18 protein-coding genes are annotated in these 16125 nt (G+C 47.9%); 3 read left to right on the top strand and 15 right to left on the bottom strand.

Annotated elements, in window-relative coordinates; genetic code table 11:
- The first annotated feature begins 21 nt into the window (after nt 1–21).
- From Y696_RS08465 to pncA, 3 genes are read left to right on the top strand one after another with little or no spacing between them, the layout of a single operon-like run.
- Complete coding sequence (locus Y696_RS08465; protein ID WP_014731295.1) at nt 22–873, top strand: DUF4438 domain-containing protein; 852 nt, start codon at nt 22–24, stop codon at nt 871–873.
- Nucleotides 874–914: 41 nt separating this feature from the next.
- The gene (locus Y696_RS08460; RefSeq protein ID WP_259459898.1) at nt 915–1928 is read left to right on the top strand and encodes a glycoside hydrolase family 10 protein; all 1014 of its coding nucleotides are present in this window, start codon (nt 915–917) and stop codon (nt 1926–1928) included.
- Nucleotides 1929–1952: 24 nt separating this feature from the next.
- On the top strand, nt 1953–2561 hold the full coding sequence (pncA, locus tag Y696_RS08455; RefSeq protein WP_121510261.1) for a bifunctional nicotinamidase/pyrazinamidase: 609 nt from the start codon (nt 1953–1955) through the stop codon (nt 2559–2561).
- A 674-nt stretch (nt 2562–3235) separates the two neighbouring features.
- Here the strand turns inward: pncA and msrA are convergent.
- The 15 genes from msrA to Y696_RS08380 all read right to left on the bottom strand — a co-directional run bounded on the left by msrA (nt 3236) and on the right by Y696_RS08380 (nt 16096).
- Complete coding sequence (msrA, locus tag Y696_RS08450; RefSeq protein ID WP_121510260.1) at nt 3236–3937, bottom strand: peptide-methionine (S)-S-oxide reductase MsrA; 702 nt, start codon at nt 3935–3937, stop codon at nt 3236–3238.
- Nucleotides 3938–4999: 1062 nt separating this feature from the next.
- Nucleotides 5000–5497, bottom strand: coding sequence for a ferritin family protein (locus tag Y696_RS08445; RefSeq protein WP_121510259.1), 498 nt, complete (start codon nt 5495–5497; stop codon nt 5000–5002).
- On the bottom strand, nt 5497–7326 hold the full coding sequence (locus Y696_RS08440) for an FAD-dependent oxidoreductase (protein ID WP_014731289.1): 1830 nt from the start codon (nt 7324–7326) through the stop codon (nt 5497–5499). The genes Y696_RS08445 and Y696_RS08440 overlap by 1 nt, the downstream gene beginning before the upstream one ends.
- A gap of 12 nt (nt 7327–7338) precedes the next feature.
- Entirely contained in the window at nt 7339–8445 is a 1107-nt protein-coding gene (locus tag Y696_RS08435; RefSeq protein ID WP_099773150.1) for an NADH-quinone oxidoreductase subunit D, read from the bottom strand.
- The gene (locus tag Y696_RS08430; RefSeq protein ID WP_121510258.1) at nt 8438–8953 is read right to left on the bottom strand and encodes an NADH-quinone oxidoreductase subunit C; all 516 of its coding nucleotides are present in this window, start codon (nt 8951–8953) and stop codon (nt 8438–8440) included. The genes Y696_RS08435 and Y696_RS08430 overlap by 8 nt, the downstream gene beginning before the upstream one ends.
- A complete protein-coding gene (gene nuoB, locus Y696_RS08425) occupies nt 8937–9476 on the bottom strand; it encodes an NADH-quinone oxidoreductase subunit NuoB (protein WP_006488760.1) in 540 nt (179 codons plus the stop codon). The genes Y696_RS08430 and nuoB overlap by 17 nt, the downstream gene beginning before the upstream one ends.
- 4 nt (nt 9477–9480) lie before the next feature.
- The gene (locus Y696_RS08420) at nt 9481–10389 is read right to left on the bottom strand and encodes a respiratory chain complex I subunit 1 family protein (RefSeq protein ID WP_099773080.1); all 909 of its coding nucleotides are present in this window, start codon (nt 10387–10389) and stop codon (nt 9481–9483) included.
- Between the two features lie 4 nt (nt 10390–10393).
- Nucleotides 10394–12226: a proton-conducting transporter membrane subunit gene (locus Y696_RS08415; protein WP_121510257.1), complete on the bottom strand. Its 1833-nt coding sequence runs from the start codon at nt 12224–12226 to the stop codon at nt 10394–10396.
- On the bottom strand, nt 12227–13675 hold the full coding sequence (locus Y696_RS08410) for a complex I subunit 5 family protein (RefSeq protein ID WP_121510256.1): 1449 nt from the start codon (nt 13673–13675) through the stop codon (nt 12227–12229).
- Nucleotides 13672–14022 carry a sodium:proton antiporter gene (locus Y696_RS08405; RefSeq protein ID WP_099773077.1) on the bottom strand — a complete coding sequence of 117 codons (351 nt, stop codon included), beginning with the start codon at nt 14020–14022 and terminating at the stop codon, nt 13672–13674. The genes Y696_RS08410 and Y696_RS08405 overlap by 4 nt, the downstream gene beginning before the upstream one ends.
- On the bottom strand, nt 14019–14777 hold the full coding sequence (locus Y696_RS08400; protein ID WP_121510255.1) for a Na(+)/H(+) antiporter subunit B: 759 nt from the start codon (nt 14775–14777) through the stop codon (nt 14019–14021). Before Y696_RS08400 ends, Y696_RS08405 begins: the two co-directional genes overlap by 4 nt.
- Nucleotides 14774–15016 carry a hydrogenase subunit MbhD domain-containing protein gene (locus Y696_RS08395; RefSeq protein ID WP_014731281.1) on the bottom strand — a complete coding sequence of 81 codons (243 nt, stop codon included), beginning with the start codon at nt 15014–15016 and terminating at the stop codon, nt 14774–14776. The genes Y696_RS08400 and Y696_RS08395 overlap by 4 nt, the downstream gene beginning before the upstream one ends.
- Nucleotides 15013–15357: a monovalent cation/H(+) antiporter subunit G gene (gene mnhG, locus Y696_RS08390; protein WP_014731280.1), complete on the bottom strand. Its 345-nt coding sequence runs from the start codon at nt 15355–15357 to the stop codon at nt 15013–15015. Before mnhG ends, Y696_RS08395 begins: the two co-directional genes overlap by 4 nt.
- Entirely contained in the window at nt 15354–15608 is a 255-nt protein-coding gene (locus Y696_RS08385; protein WP_014731279.1) for a cation:proton antiporter, read from the bottom strand. The genes mnhG and Y696_RS08385 overlap by 4 nt, the downstream gene beginning before the upstream one ends.
- Complete coding sequence (locus tag Y696_RS08380; RefSeq protein WP_014731278.1) at nt 15605–16096, bottom strand: Na+/H+ antiporter subunit E; 492 nt, start codon at nt 16094–16096, stop codon at nt 15605–15607. The genes Y696_RS08385 and Y696_RS08380 overlap by 4 nt, the downstream gene beginning before the upstream one ends.
- Nucleotides 16097–16125 lie beyond the last annotated feature (29 nt).

Here is a 16125-nt window from a genome sequence, read left to right as displayed (position 1 = left end):
GATTGAATGGAGGAAAGTACATTGCGTACAAACAAAGCTTCTGTAGTGAAGATCTCGGTAAGCGGAGAAGTTGCCCATCCCTTGAGGAGAAGCCCCTTCAGACTGGAAGTCGATGGGACTCCCAGACTCTTTCCCGGCACTGGTGGAATAACCTATAACTTCGCTCTTGGGGACAGCGCATTCAAGATGGTGGGCGACCATGTTGAACCGGATGTTTCTACGAAGAACCCGGACAACGACAAAAACGCGGCATATGTCGGCTATTCCTGTATCGGCAATTCGGCCACTTTGATCAGCGGAGATGCAAAAGGGGAGAAGGGAATAGTAATAGGCAAACATGGCGGCATAAATCATGTCTTGATTCACTTCAAAGAAGACATAAAGAAGAAGATGGCGATTGGAGACAAGATACAGGTTGTCGGATTCGGCCAAGGATTGGTGCTTGAGGACTATCCTTCGATAAGGGTTTACAATATCGATCCAGAACTTCTCGATAGAATTCCCGTTGGAGAAGGAGATGGAAAGATCCACTTTCCAGTTAGGGCAATAGTACCGGGCTATCTCATGGGTTCCGGCTCAGGATCGGGAGATCCTTCCGGCGGAGACTACGACATCATTACAAATGACAGGGCACTCATAAAGAAAGTCGGTCTCGACAGGCTAAGAATAGGCGATTTTGTAGCCCTTGAGAACCACAACGATTCTTTCGGACTTGGAGGTTATATGGAGGGCTCCGTTACTATCGGAGTAGTTGTGCACGGAGACTGTATAATTACCGGTCACGGCCCCGGCGTAACGGTAGTAATGGCGGACGGCAAGGGCATAATAATCCCGGAAATAAGCGAAAAATCTAACGTGATCGACTTCATCTGATAGTCTGGACAGAATTGCCGACATATTGAATGGAGGAGAAGATGAGCGGATTCAGACCGGAAGTGTGGGTTCCTAGCAAGGAACTCGTATCTCGGGAATCTCTGAGCAGAATGATCGAAAAGCTAGACAGGATTAATGCCTTCAGGGCTTACATACAGGTTGTTAATCGCGCCGATTCTTACTACTCCTCAAATATGCTCCCTCCCGCCGAAGAATTAGTTCAAGACTTTGATGCACTTCAGATGACCATAGAAAAGGCTTGCGGAAGGGAGTTCAAGATTTCGGCATGGATGAACGTTAACCTTGTTTGGGGTTTTGGAAAGCAAAGACCCCTTTCCGAAAAGCATGTATTGAACAGGAGACCGGAATGGATCACCGTAGACGAGAGCGGCAATTCTATGCTTGAGTGTTCATCTAGCAATTTAGAAGAAGTATTCGGGCCGTACATAGATCCCGGTATCCCAGATGTGAGAGAATTCACTGCCCAAATTGCTTCGGAAATTTCAAATTACGATGTGGAAGAGGTTCATCTTGACTTCATAAGGTACCCGTTCAAGAGCTTCGGCTACAATCCGCTTGCTCTGGCTGAATACAGAAAGTGGCTCAATCGAGAGGAACTTATCGAAAGTAAGGACACCTTCGTTCGCTTCAGAATCTATTCCATCACGAGACAGGTCTCGATGATCTCCGAAGTCGTAAGAGCCAAAGGGAAAAAGTTATCCTGTGCGGTCTACGATGATTATTCAGAAAGAGCTGTAAGTGATCGTCTGCAACCCTGGATAGAGTGGTTGAAGAGCGGGTTGATTGATTCGGCCGTCGTTATGGCATATGGAAAGGAACCGGATGAAGTGATCACCAGGATAGAGAAGATCCGCAGTCTTCATGGATCGCTGAAAGATATTAGAATCGGACTTGGAGCATTCAATTACACAGGTCGATGGGACGAGTTCGCTGAACTGATCAAGAGGGTTCAGAAGCTAAGACCGGACGAGATCACGCTTTTCGCCCTTGGCTCAGTTGATGAAGAACTTCGCAAAAAGTTAAGGGCGCTTTAGAAATTTGAAAGTGAGGCGATTGAAATGCGTAAAGCACTGCTAGTCGTAGATGTTCAGAACGACTTCTATGAAACCGGCGCACTGCCCGTAAACGATGCAAGCAAGATCAACACAGTGGTAAACAGAACAATGAAAGACCCCGTGTACAAGGTGATAGTTGCGAGCCAGGACTGGCATCCTTCGAATCACATGAGCTTTGCGGTCAATCATGGGAAAGACCCTTTTACACCGTTTGACAACGGAAAAGGGATCGGCCCCGTTTTGTGGCCTGTTCACTGTCAACAGGGAAGTCATGGAGCAGAGTTTCATCAAGACATAGAGAGTTGGCGCTTCGACTATATAGTAAGAAAGGGGACTCACCCCCACGTCGACAGCTACTCGATTTTCAGAGAGAACGATGGAACACAGCTTGGAACCGACGGACTTCTCAAGGCACTTGGAATCGAGGAACTGGACATTTGCGGGCTTGCTCTTGACTACTGCCTAAAATATACCGTTCACGATGCCCTCCTGGCAGGCTTGAAGATAAACGTAATAATGAACGGAACAAAAGGGGTTGAGGCTAACCAGGGCGATGTTCAGAGAACACTAGAGGAATTCAGGAACGCGGGAGTGGAATTGATTGAGAGATGAGTTGTAAGACCGGGGTTGGGGGTAGCAGGTAGGGGGTTGGAAAGAGCGAAAAATCAGTTGCAAGATGCAAGTTCCAAGTTGCAAGTAAAAAGACCTAACAAGACGGGTCTCGTCTCGAGTCTGGGGTTTCGTGAACAAAACCGGGTCACCAGTTCAAGGTTTTGCTGCAACTTAGGAAGTTATCCAAACATCGACTTTCGGAAGCTCCTCACTCTGTCATCCCGAACTTGTTTCGGGATCTGGATTTGATCTTCTCGGTAGGTACGAAGGACCGTTGACGGATAACGTGGTTTTTAGCAGCGTTCATCCGCTCTTTCCCCGTGAAGCGGGCATTGCGACCTGGGCAGTTCTTGCCCAGCCTTGCGTCCACTGATGCTCCTCAGTGCATTGCGTCCCGGCACGATCTTTGCCGGCATTGCGTCCAATGTTCTATAAGTGCATCACTTCCCTGCGGAGTCGACCTTGCGTGGGCCGATGCTTTTCGGCGCCTTGCGTCTAATCACAACAACATTACTCCCAGCTCTCGCTGATGACCGTAGACCGTTGACAGACAACTTTTATCAAGTCTCGTATATTGAAGTCACACTCTCGATAATGAGTTTTATCTACTTCTCTCTCTTACCCCTTAATCCAGACCAGGCTCTAACTTGGTTTTTTCCGAAACTCTTTTCTCTCTAATAGAGCATCTTTCTCACCTTTTCGAGAGCTATATCCTGGAGACCGTAGCCTTCGTACTCGTTTTTCATGAGATCTCGGTCTCCCTTGCCTGCCAGAAGAGAGTTGAGCCTCGCGGCCACAGTTGAATCGTTCAAAGCGAAGATATCTTCGTAGTATCTTAGAAGATCGTTGAGAATCTCCTTTTCTCTCTGGAGGTAGAACTTGAGATGGTAATCCTCGGCTCTGTAGAACTCGGTCATTCGCGAGACTTCTGTGGCCGCCTTCCTGCCGGCTTCGTTCTCCTTCGAATCAATGAACATTTCGGCGGTCTCTTTCTGTTGCTCACTGTTATAGAGAATTAGAGACATGTATTGAACCTTGTAATTCACATAAGGGTTGTGAGAAAGCCAAAAAAGCTCCAAAAGTTCTTCGTACGAGATTACTGAAGAATCAAACTGTATCTGAACTACCTCAGTGTGGTCTCCAAGAGAATAATAGCTTGGATTAACCTTCGTGCCTCCTGCGTATCCAACGGTGGTTTTATATACTCCGCTTATCCCTCCAAATACCGCTTCAGAACCCCAGAAACAGCCCAATCCGAAGGTTGCGGTTTCTAAGTTTTCTGGCAAATTAGCATCAACTGCTGGTATTTCAGTACTGGCCATAGTAAACACCCCTATCAATGCGAGTAGAAACATTATTGAGACAATCCTTTTCATAAATACCTCCATGTAATTCTAGACAAATATTATCGGTCTTCTTATGACTATTTAGAATGGTTACAAGTTCAAGGCATGGGTTATCCGTCGGGCTGTTCACCGTTCACGAGAAGAGCCGCTCGCCGATTGCTAAGAGACGCTGAAAGCTGGAAAGGCCGGGGTTGGGGTTGCGCGTTCGTGGTAGGAAGAGCAAGAGAAACTGGTTGACCGTTGAGCAGTTCTCCGTTCTCCGAATAAAAAACTTGTACTTCGTTCCAGAGCGAGGATCTGTTCTTCGTTCTTCGTCAAATCGTGAAGCAAGAGCATCCGGATTCCGACCTGGAGCTTTGTCGGAATGACGGAATCTATCCTTTTTTGAATAATCATTCGCTGTCATCCCGAACTTGTTTCGGGATCTGGGTTTTGGAGAAACCGTGGTTGGGGGTCGCGGTTCGTGGTAGGAAAAGCAAGAGAAACTGGTTGACCGTTGAGAGGTTCTCTGTTCGCCGAGGAGAGCCTTGAAGCAAGAGCATCCGGATTCCGACCATGAGCTTTGTCGGAATGACGGAGTATAGCATTTTCGCATTAATCGTTAGTTGTCATCCCGCTGAGCCTGCCCCAAAATGCCCCTGTTTGGGGTCTCTGTTCAGGGTTCCTGTTTGGGGCCTTTGTTAAGGGTCATCCCAAACTTGTTTCGGGATCTGGTTTTGAACCGATCGGGGTTGCAGGTAGGTGGTTGCAGGTTGGAAAAGAGCTACGGAACACAAGATGCTGATAATAGTTCATGATGTTGGTATGTGATGTTTGATCTTGATCTTCATACGTCTACCCTCATACCTCTGACCTCTTTAGTTTCTTTGATCTTATCGAAGGACAGGCTCTTCTCGGAAGACCGTTGACGGATAACGTGGTTTTCATCAGCGTACAGCGGTAATTACGAGGGACGGGTCCATGTTCTTGGGAAGGACCAAGGATGGTTCTTCATAGCATTCAGCGGGTTCTCCGCTTTTAAGCGTGCAGCGGCTCTTCTCCCGCAAAGCGTAACGGCTTCTTCGTCTCTCTTCTCGAGAACGTTCTCTCCAATCAAAAGGGATAGAAGCCAAGATCAATTGCGTTCTTTTCGTATATCTTTTCCATGAGGTCTTTGACAAGAGTAACATGCCCTTTTTCCCAGTTCATTAGCTTTACCATGAGTTTCTTTGCACTCGTGTCTTCCACGTTTTTGGAGGCATTTTCGTAGTAATCAACAAAATCCCTCTCAATGAGGTAGGCCATTCTTAAAATCGAAAGATCGGCAAGATCGCTGCTGTAAGAGTTGTTTGAGAGCGCTTGCGATTTCAGCCTCTCTACGAATATCTCCTCCGCTTCTTCCTGTAGGGCAAAATCAACCTCCTTGTTATCTTCAAGAGCTTCGATCATACCCTCAATGAACTTCACATGAGAGTCTTCCATTTCCATAAGATATTCGAAGGTCTTTTTGGCAACGGATTGATTGACCTTCTGCATATTATTTTTATAGAACTCCCGGCCTGATTTTTCGAAACTGAGTGCTACCTCCAGAATGCTCTTGAAATCGCTCATCACTTCACCCCTTTACTAAGGTACTCGTCGATACCAACTGCCGCTTTGTGACCGTCGGCAACGCCATGAATGATGTCCGGACCATTCACGATATCTCCTCCCGCAAAAAGCCAGGGAAGATCTGTTTGACCTTTCTCGTTAACGAGTATTCTTCCCCTTACGAACTGTATCTTCTCTCTGATCGATTCTGGAAGATAATCGTAGTCCGGCGCCTGACCTATTGCCTCAACAATCATTTTTCCTTCGATCATACTTTCGTCGCTTTCATCGAATCTTGGGTTGAATCTTCCGTCTTTATCAAAGACTGCTGTGCAAGCAATCGTAGATAATCCGAAGACTTTGCCGCCCTTGAGACAGACTTCCTTCGGTCCTCGACTAGGGAAGAATTTGATTCCCTCTTCCCTTCCCTCTACTATCTCCTCAAGGTCGGCTGGCATCTCATCCGAGGATTCGAGACATGTTACTTTGACATCTATCGGCATTCCTTCCATCTTCTGGAGACGGGCAACGCTACGAGCCACGTCCATTGCAACGTTGCCTCCGCCTATTACGACAAGGCTTTCTGGCACCTCCGGTTTCTTGCTTGAATCCCCTCTGAGATAATCGCGAATAGACTCGAGAAGAGGCATGGCCATCAAAACCCCTTCGCTGTCAGCTCCTTTGACTCCGGTGCTTCTTCCCTTCATGAACCCCGTTCCGAGAAAGACCGCATCGAACTTCTCATGAAGGTGTTCTATAGTGACGTCCTTTCCAACTGTCTTGCCGCATTCGATCTTCACACCCAAGGCTTCTATTACTTCTAAGTCTGCATCCAATGCTTCATCGGGGAGACGATAGCGTGGTATACCATACCTCATGACACCGCCCGCATGCTCTTTGCTTTCATAGACTGTAACAGAGTAGCCCATTAGCGAAAGGTAATATGCGGCAGACAGACCGGCCGGGCCACTGCCTATTATCGCAACTCTGCCACTTCCCTTTCTGACTATCTCTTGTTCTTTCGCATATCTTATAACGTCTTCCGTCTTCTCCTGATCCATGAGATATCTCTTCAGCCATCTTATGGCAACGGGCTCTCCCCTGTTACCTATTGAACAGACGGTCTCACACTTGTGGGTACAGACGCGTCCACAAACCGACGGCAAAGGATTGGTCCTGTATATCCATTCGACGCCCTTTTTTGTATCGTTCTTGAAGACGCTCTCTATGTATCTAGGAATATCCATTTTTGCCGGGCAGGCATCTATGCAGAGTTCGCAGTCCACACATCTTGCCGCCTCCGCTATGGCCTGCTCTTTCGAGAATCCCTTGACAAATTCTATAAACGACTGAACTCTCTCTTCACCCGAGAGCTCTTCCATTTCTACCCTTTCAAGATCGAGCAGTTCCGAGTTTTCGTCGCGTGAATAGCCTATAGGTTGACTATCATGATGGATGCCAGTTTCATCTGGTAGGAAGAAAAAACTATCAGGGTCGTCGGATATATGAATATACTCCCTGGTCATGTTCAGTGAACCCGTCGTACATATGTCAACACACATTCCGCAGAACGAACATCTTCCATAGTCTATAGCCGGTCGCTGTGCCTTCTTTCCGATATCGACCGTAATATCCACTGGCACCATCTTAATGGCGTCGGTGGGGCATATCTTTGCGCAAGTTCCACATCCGGAGCATTTGTCCCAATCGTTAACGTGGAACCCCCTGTATCTTTCGGCTGCTTCGCGATAAACCTGTGGAACTTTTATTGTAACCGGCTTCGTGAACAGTCTCTTCCAGGCTACAGTAGGACCCCAGAAAGTCTTTTTGAAATCATCGTATACGCTCACGTTACCAGCCCCCTATCTGTCGATCTCTGGCGGACAGAAGTCCATAGTGGTTAGCCAGAGAGCAACGTCTTCTATTCTTGTGCCTGCTAGCAGTTTCTCGACACCGTACAAACCCTGAGGAAAGGAAGCCCCTCTGACGTTTATCCTGTAGGGTCTTTCCCCTCCATCTGAGACAACAAAGTATCCGTACTCGCCCCTGGATGACTCTATGTGAGTGTAGACAGTTCCCTCCGGCACCCTCCATCTGAGAGCGCTGCCAGATGAGATCTTTGCGTTCACAGGTCCCTCCGGCATTTTCTCAAGTACCTGCCTCAGTATCCTGATACTCTGCATCATCTCATAGTATTTCAAAGTGAATCTGGCAAATGCATCCCCTTCAGTTGCGGTGGGAATGTCGAAAGCCACACTGTCATATTTTGCATAAGGATCGATCTTTCTTATGTCATAGGGCAGACCTGTTGCTCTCAGTCCCACGCCGGTTACACCTATTTCCAGCGCCTCTTCTCTGGTTAGAAGCGCGAGACCCTCTGTCCTCGTTCTGATTATCCTGTTTTTCAGGAGCAGGTTCTCAAATTCATCGCTCCTGCTTTCTATGTAATCCAGGAATTCAACTATCTCAGATTCTATCCCTTCGGGCAGATCCTTTCTTACACCCCCAGGAACGATATACATGTGATAGACCCTTGCGCCTGTAATTTTCTCGAAAATATCTAGAATCCTGTCCCTGTCGGCAAGAGTCCAGTGCGAAATCGTGTAGAGACCCGTAGATCCTCCGACTCCACCCAAAGCCATTAGATGGGAAGCTATTCTCGCCAGCTCGAGAATTATCATCCTTATCCAGTGAGCCCTTTCTGGCACTTCCGTCCCGGTGAGCGCTTCGACTGCCATTGCGTAAACCATTTCGTTTATGTCCGGTTCGGGCACGCAGATTCGGGGGATCAAGGCCAGGTTTTGCATCCAGCCTCTTCTCTCCATCAACTTCTCGAAGCCCCTGTGAAGAAAGCCAGGAACGAGTCTCGATCTGACGACGGTGTCACCCTCCACGTAGAGGTGAACGCTTGAATTGCCATGCATCCCGGGGTGGTTAGGGCCCAAGAACAGCTTGACTTCCTTACTCATTCTCATCGCCCCCTTCGACCAGGAACTCTGTTTCGTAACTCCTGTCCGGAAAGTGCTCGTTTGAATATTTCTGCGGATCGAAGTCTTTTCTCATCGGTGGCATTTCCTTCCAGTTTTCGAGTATGAGTGGTTTGAGATCGGGGTTGCCATCGAACACTATACCAAAGAACTCGTGAACGTCTCTTTCATAAAACCTTGCTGTAGGCCAAAGGTGCATCACGCTAGTAATGACGGGCCTGTCTCTACTAACAGAACTCTTCACCAACAGAGTCTCTCCCGTCTCCCATCTGAAAAGGGTGTAGAACACCTCGAAGACTCCGTCTTTTATCCTATCGACGCCGGTTATTAATGAGAGATGAGAGAAGCCTTTTCTCTTCAGGAGCTCAAGAACCGCGTTCAGCATTGAAGCTTCAACGGATACGATCGACTCACGGGCGGTTACTTCCTTGACCGACAATTCTCCGGCAATAGTCGTCACTTCTGCAAGTATCTCATTCATGAAATTCATCGTGTACATACACCTCCCCGAGAGCCTCTATCTGATTCTTCTTGTACCAATCGTTCTTCTCCTGATACTCTTTCCAGCCGTTGGCCTCTCCTCTGTCAATCTTGCTCATCAGCGCGGTGAATCCGCTTACTATAGCTTCCGGGCGGGGCATACAACCGGCCAGATAAAGATCCACCGGCACATAGAGATCCAGTTTGTTTATCGTTGCGTACGAGTCGTAGTATATTCCCCCATTCAGCGTGCAAGAACCAAAGCCGACTATATACTTCGGCGACTGCATCTGTTCGTACGAATAAATGACTCTCCTGAGAGTCTTCGTACTTAGGTATCCTGTGATTAACATAATGTCAGCCTGCCTAGGAGTTGCCATAGGCCCAATCCCGAGACGCTCCATATCGAAGCGCGAAGTCATCGTTGGAGGCAGCTCTATAGCTCCACATCCGGTACAGTAATAAAGCATCCACAACGAGCGTGATCTGAGCATATTTGCTACTTTTTCCCATGCTTTGCGTTCTTCGCTCATGCCATCACCTCCCCATCACAAAGACCACTATGATTACTTGAACGAAGGAGAGAATGAGCGGCCATTTCCAGTAGAATTTGATCGCCTGCTCGACCCTGAATCTTGGAATAGTGGCGGAGATGATTACTATGGAGAAGTACACTATAAGGAACTTCAAGAGGAATTCCCATAAAGTCCTACCGCCTCCAAGGAAGAGGTTCACAAACAATCCGATCTCAATGAATGTCGCAAATGCGTGCTGGATCATCAGCATACCGAGATACTTCCCGCTGTACTCCACAAGTGGTCCGGAAGCTATCTCGGCCGGTGCAATGAAGGTGTCGAAGGGCTTCTTTCCGAGCATCCCTATCAGAGAAATAAAGGCAACTACTCCGCCAATCGGCATTAACCAAGCGTTGTAAGCGCCCTGCGCTATCTGGATGCTTACAAGATCGGATAGAGATGAAGTCCCATGGTGGAAAAAGACCCCGAGAATCACTATCATGAAGGGAAGTTCGTATCCAAGCATCTGGGCCAGTGCCCTTCCGATTCCTATGGATGCATTTGGATTTCCCGACCCTACGGCAGACATCGCCATTCCAAGAAGGCCAATTGCCAGAAGATAGATCACTACAAAGACATTGTCGATTCCCGGAAAGACGGCGAGACTGCCGGCCGGGACGAAGAAGACCGTCGCAATCGTCCCTCCCAGAGCCATAAGTAAACCAAAGTCGAAGATGAAGCCGTGGGAAATCGAGTGCTTCGTCAGAGACTTGAAAATATCTATGAAGTTCTGCCAGAAAGGCGGGCCGTATCTTCTCTGAATTCTTGCATCTATCTTTCTTGCAATTCCTTCAAGGGTTACGGTATATACGAACGCGACTATTAGAAGCGCGATCCCCGAAAGTATTGTGATTATGATATTCATAAACATGTCATCACCTCAACCACCAGAAGGCGCCAAGAAGCACAATAACAGTCAAAGCAATGTATACCTGAGGATTACGGTTGAAAAAGACTGCCTTGAACAGGGCTCCAAGCTCCTTAATCTTCTCAGAAGTCGATGAAAGCCAGTTTTCCATCGAAGGCCACTTTTCGAATAACCTGTCGAACGGCCTGTACATCCTGTAAGAAAAGTGATAAAGCTCTGCGGTGTACAGAAAATCCCCGCCCGTGTAATTGTCTAGAAGATCTACCTGTCTGGCCTTCTTTGCGCGCATGAAGATCAACAACGATATCACGAAGCCTATCGCGAAGGCAGTCGTAACCAAAACTGAATCCCATTCCCCAGTAAGTGCGACAATTCTCGAGAAAGTCACGTCGACAGTTCCTCCGCCAACCGATTCCGTAATCCTGTTGATCGATCTTATAGCGTTGCTCGGGAAGACTCCCCAGAAAACAGTAAGAAATGTCAGAAAGGCCATCGGAGCAAGCATAATCAGCGGCGCTTCTCTAACTTTCTCATGTTCGGGCTTCAGTTGTCCCAGGAAAATCCCCGCTAGAGGTTTGAAGACATACATGAATGACCCTATGCTTCCAAAGAAAGCGGCAAAGGCTAGAAACGGCAAACCATCCTGCACTAGCTGCTGATAGATCAACCACTTCGACACGAATCCGCTTGTAGGAGGAATTCCAGCCACCGAAATAATCGCAACGAGATAAACGGCGAAGGTGACGGGCATCTTCATTATGAGTCCTCCCATCTCGTGCATTTTCGTAGTCTTTGTCCTGTAGGCTACCGCAGCTATCGCCATAAACATGGCGGCAGATGCCATTGCGTGGTTGAGAATGTGCATCATCCCTCCGGCAGTCGCGTAGGTTCCACCAATGGCGAGGGCCAACACTATATAGCCTGAATTGCTTACAGTCGAAAAGGCGATGAGTTCTTTGGCGTCTTCCATTCGTATAGCCATAACCGTTCCCACTACTATCGAAATGCCCCCAAGGAGGGCAAATCCATAATTTACGATCGGAATGCCGTTAAAAAGGGGAAGTTTGCCGAAAACCTTAAAGGAGGGGAAAACAATCGTCATGGTGAAGAGCAGAAAGCCACCGAGTTTTGTGAGTCCTCCGGAAAGGATGGGGCTGAATTCGTCTGGTGCAGAAGAATGTGAGCCCCTAAGCCATGTATGGAGAGGGAAAGTTCCCATCTTTGCAAGAACCATTACCGCCAAGGCTATGAAGATTGTGAGCTGAACACCGATCGGTTGGCTCTCGATCTTCAAAGCCACACTGGAAAATTCGACGGTTCCCAGCCTGCTTTCCATATAAAAGATCGCGAACAACATTGAATAACTTCCCACCGCCGCGATAGCGGCATACTTTATCGCCTCTCCAGTCGACTTTTCCTTGTCTTGAATTATGAGAATCAGAGAGGCCCATGTGGAAATCTCCCAGAAGATCATCAAAGTAAGGAAATCGGCCGAGAAGACCGCACCGACCACTCCTGAAGTTACAAGACTAAGCAGAAAGACCTTGGCGGGGCTTTTCTTTAGAGGAAGCATGAAGACCGCAGTCATGGATATAATTAGCATCACTATCGAAGCGAAAAACCAGTTAACGGGGGTCATAGAGAAATTGAAGTTGAGTCTTCCAGTTATCCCAACCACTTCATATGATGCTCCGTTACCTCCCCAGAAAAATACATAGACAAAGATAAATATCTGGAACGCGGCGTACGCAACATATGCAGCATTCTTCTTAAATTTCGAAACCAGAAAGAACAACGGAGCGGCAAAGAGAGATGCCGCTATCACAAAGAGTATATTCATCTACATCCCTCCCAGAATGGCCTTTCCGATTGCCAGAACGCCATTTACAAGAGAATCCGCGGCTCTCTCAAACATTGTGAAAGCCTCCCCGGAGCTTACCCCGAGGAAGACTATAACCGTACTTAGCACCAGCCCGAAGGCAACGAACTCCACCGATGGAACCATTCTCTTCTCAGGCGTATGAGCTGTTCCGACCGGCTTGAAGAAGGAGAAGATCCAACTGAAGTAATATGTAACTTCAATGGCCGCTGCAATGAGAATTACTACAGGAACGGCGATAGAGGTTTCGAAACTGGCCGAGATTGCGTTCAGCTTTCCCCTGAATCCGAAGAAGAGTGGCATACCTGCGATAGAAAGCGCGGAGACAACGAATGTTACCCCGACTATCGGTGACTTTCGGCCGTACCCGTTAAGGGTGTTTCTATCGTCTCGGCCCAGTTCATCTATAACCTGGTCGTCAACGGAGAATAGCATAAATTTAGAGAGGGCGTTGTTTATAAGAAGCATTATCGATGCCGTGATTGCCTCAATGCTCCCGATCCCTACAAGAAAGATCGCTAGGCCCGACTGAGCAATGCTTGAATAGGCAAGCGTTCTTCTCAACGACTTCTGACTGAAAGCAAGGACCTCGCCTACAAGGACAGTTGCCGTTCCAAGAAGAATGACGAGAGTCATCGCGCGATCATCTCCAACGGCGAGAAGGACCTTTGAAAATGCATTCACCATTGCGAGCGGATAGACCGACGCAAGAACCAGTGTCGCCACACGCGACGATTTCGTCAGAACGTCGGGAACCCAACCGTTGAAGGGGAGCAATTTCGATTCGACGCCAAGACCCGCAACAATAAGAAGTGAAGAAACTAGTGTCACATCCCCGCTTATCTGGCCGGACGATACCCTGGCAGCAAGTTCGGAAATGTTCAGAGTGCCCGCTGCCCCGTAAAGAATCGCAATCCCAAGAAGATACAACAGCGATCCTACCGATCCTATCATCAGATACTTGAAAGATGCAACCTTTGAACCGCTGCCTTCTCCAGTAGATGCAAGAAGATAGGCGGAGATACCGGCGATCTCGAGAAAAACGAAGAGGTTGAAGAGATCGTTTGTCAAGAGGACCCCGTTCAGTGAGGCAAGAGCCACCAAGAAAACCACCGAGTACTTCGTTGTCTCATTCCCTTTTCGTAGGTAACTCAACACTGCAAAAAGAAAGAGAATATTTGCAACGGGAAGCAAAAGCTTCGTAGCGTCGTTGACGAGCAAGCTGATACCATACGGAGCCTTCCACCCGCCAATAGAGAAGCTTGTATCGGTGAGGAACATTACTCCGAAAACCCCAGCGAAAGCGTTGAAGAAGGCTGCTACAAGCAGAGCCCAACCGGATACACTTCTCCAGAAGGCGCTCACAAAGGCCAGCGCGAGGGGTATCGCAATTAACCATACGGGATTCATTCGGAATCTCCTCCTCTACTCGAGAGCTCCGAGATATCTATCGTGCCCCTTGATTTGTTTACAGAAACAATAAGCGCAAGTGCGAGGGCTGTTATGCCAACCCCGATGACTATAGAAGTCAGAACTAGAGCCTGGGGAAGAGGATCAACAAAGAGAAGAGACGAGTTGTCGCTGACCGAAGAAAGAATAGGAGCTGCTCCCCCTTCTATGTAACCAATAGAGACAATGAAGAGGTTGACTCCGATCTCTGCGATATTTAGAGATATTATTAGCTTAACGAGATTTTTCTGCGAAAGAAGGCCGTATAAACCCACGGCTACCAGCATCATAGAGAAGTACTGGATCATACTTCATCGCCCCCTTCCGAAATGAAGTCATCTACAATTCCGGAAAGCTCTGCTCCAACCTTGAGACCGATTACAGAGTAAACAACCGGTATAATTCCTGCGCTGAAAAGCTCTCCTACCACACCCGTGGGAAGGAAATTCTTAAGGAAGGAACCTGAGATCAACAGGCCGGCTATACCTATGAGAACGTAGAGAAGTCCCATTGTACCCTCCAGTATCTTAAGTCCCTTTGAAGCCCTCTTTTCATCGTCAACCGCAACGAGCAGCAAGAAACCGGCTGCGATTATTGCTCCACCGGGGAATCCTCCGCCCGGTGTTAGATGGCCGTGAACGAATATGTATATCCCCAGCACCATTAGCAATGGGGAGATTACGCGCGAGGCGGTCTTGACAACTGGACTGACAGATATTGCCGAACGAATCCTCTTTCTCCCCCCTCCAAGAAGCAGTCCAACCCCGGTCGCCGAAATGAAGAGAACCGTCACCTCTCCAAGGGTGTCGAATGATCTGTAATTGACGACTATCGAAGTAACCATGTTTGCCGAACCCGTTTCGGCGTTTGCAGTTACTCCGAACTTAATCTCATCTTCATTACCATTGACCGATTTCTCGATGTATTTCGCTGAGACTCTTTCCGAGAGCTTCACATCACCGTATCCTGGAATCCCCATAGAATCTGAAGAGTCGGTATTCAGAACGGTTACGATCATGAAGAAGAAAAGAAGAGCTATAAGTGCAGAGATCATCCGCTTCATTCTACATCAGCTCGTTTCAGCTTCCTAAGGGAGAGGAGGAATATGGCCGTAGTGAGGCCGGCTCCAACAGAAGCTTCCGTTATTGCGACATCCGGAGCTTTCATGATAACAAACAGTATGACAGACAGAAGCCCCATTGCGGAGAGCATTATCACGGAAGTCAACAGCTTATTCGCCTCAATCGCGAAAATAGCCAGTCCCACCATTACCACTCCGATTATGAACGAGAATACGTTCACTCTTCCCCACCCCCTTTGGGGAGACCGTCCGGTTCCTTATGAGATTCCTGATAAGTTATCGGTATTATTCCTTTCTTCAGGGCCGTTCTGGCTATCGCTGAACTCCCGACAGGATTTGTAATAGCAATGAAGGCGACTATGATTATGGTCTTCAGCAGCCACTGTGGATTTATCAGTCCCACACCGAGTATCACGGAGAACGAACCCAGTGTAGTTGCCTTCGTTCCGGCCTGCAGCCTGTTGAAAACATCGGGCATCCTCAGCATTCCAAGGCCTCCCAGGAAAAAGAAAAATGTGCCTACAGATAAGAGCCCATATCCCACAATATCTAGTATGATCATCTTCTCCCCTCCAGATACCTGGCAACCACTATGGTCTCAAGAAACGAGAGCGCAGCATAAACAAGCGCTATATCTAGAAAGAGAGGATTGCCATCGATTAGAGAAAACAATACTATTGCACTAGTAATCATCACGTTCAATATATCCAGTGCTGCGACTCTGTCGGGAACCGTCGGCCCTCTCAGTAATCTGTATAGAGTCAGAGCGGCGCCAATGAGTATTAGCGAAAAGAAGATGGAGAAGCCTATCATTCGAAGATCCCCCCTATTCTCTTCTCAAACTTTCCCGAGATCTCTTCTCTTATTCTCTCGGGTTCACTGGTCTTCTTGTCTATCCAGTGAACCAGGAGACGGTCTTCACCAATGTCAACTGTCAAGGTCCCAGGTGTGAGAGTTATTGAGTTGGCCAGAGTGAGCTTCGAGATCTCCCCTTTCAAATCCGTTTCAACTTCTACCATCGAAGGGTTTATCGGAAGAGAAGGATTCAAGACTCTTTTGGCTACATCGATATTTGCCTTTACCATTTCCATAATGAAGATTGGAAGGAAGGAGAATACGAATCTGAAGACGCGAACAGGAAAATCCAGACCGATCCGGAATCTTGAGTACTTGCTCAAGATTATGGCTACAACAGTCGAAACCACAAGCCCAAGAAGTATCTCGGCAAGGGCAAAACTCCCGGCTAAGCCCAGCCAGATGATAAAGGAGATCACCAGTAGAGAGATGAATTGCAGGGCCATTACACCACCCCTTTATGTGAAATTTGTGA

It is taken from the genome of Mesotoga sp. H07pep.5.4, assembly GCF_003664935.1.
Lineage (GTDB): Bacteria > Thermotogota > Thermotogae > Petrotogales > Kosmotogaceae > Mesotoga > Mesotoga prima.
Note: the sequence above shows the minus strand (reverse complement) of the source record. Positions and strands in the feature narration are given on the sequence as shown.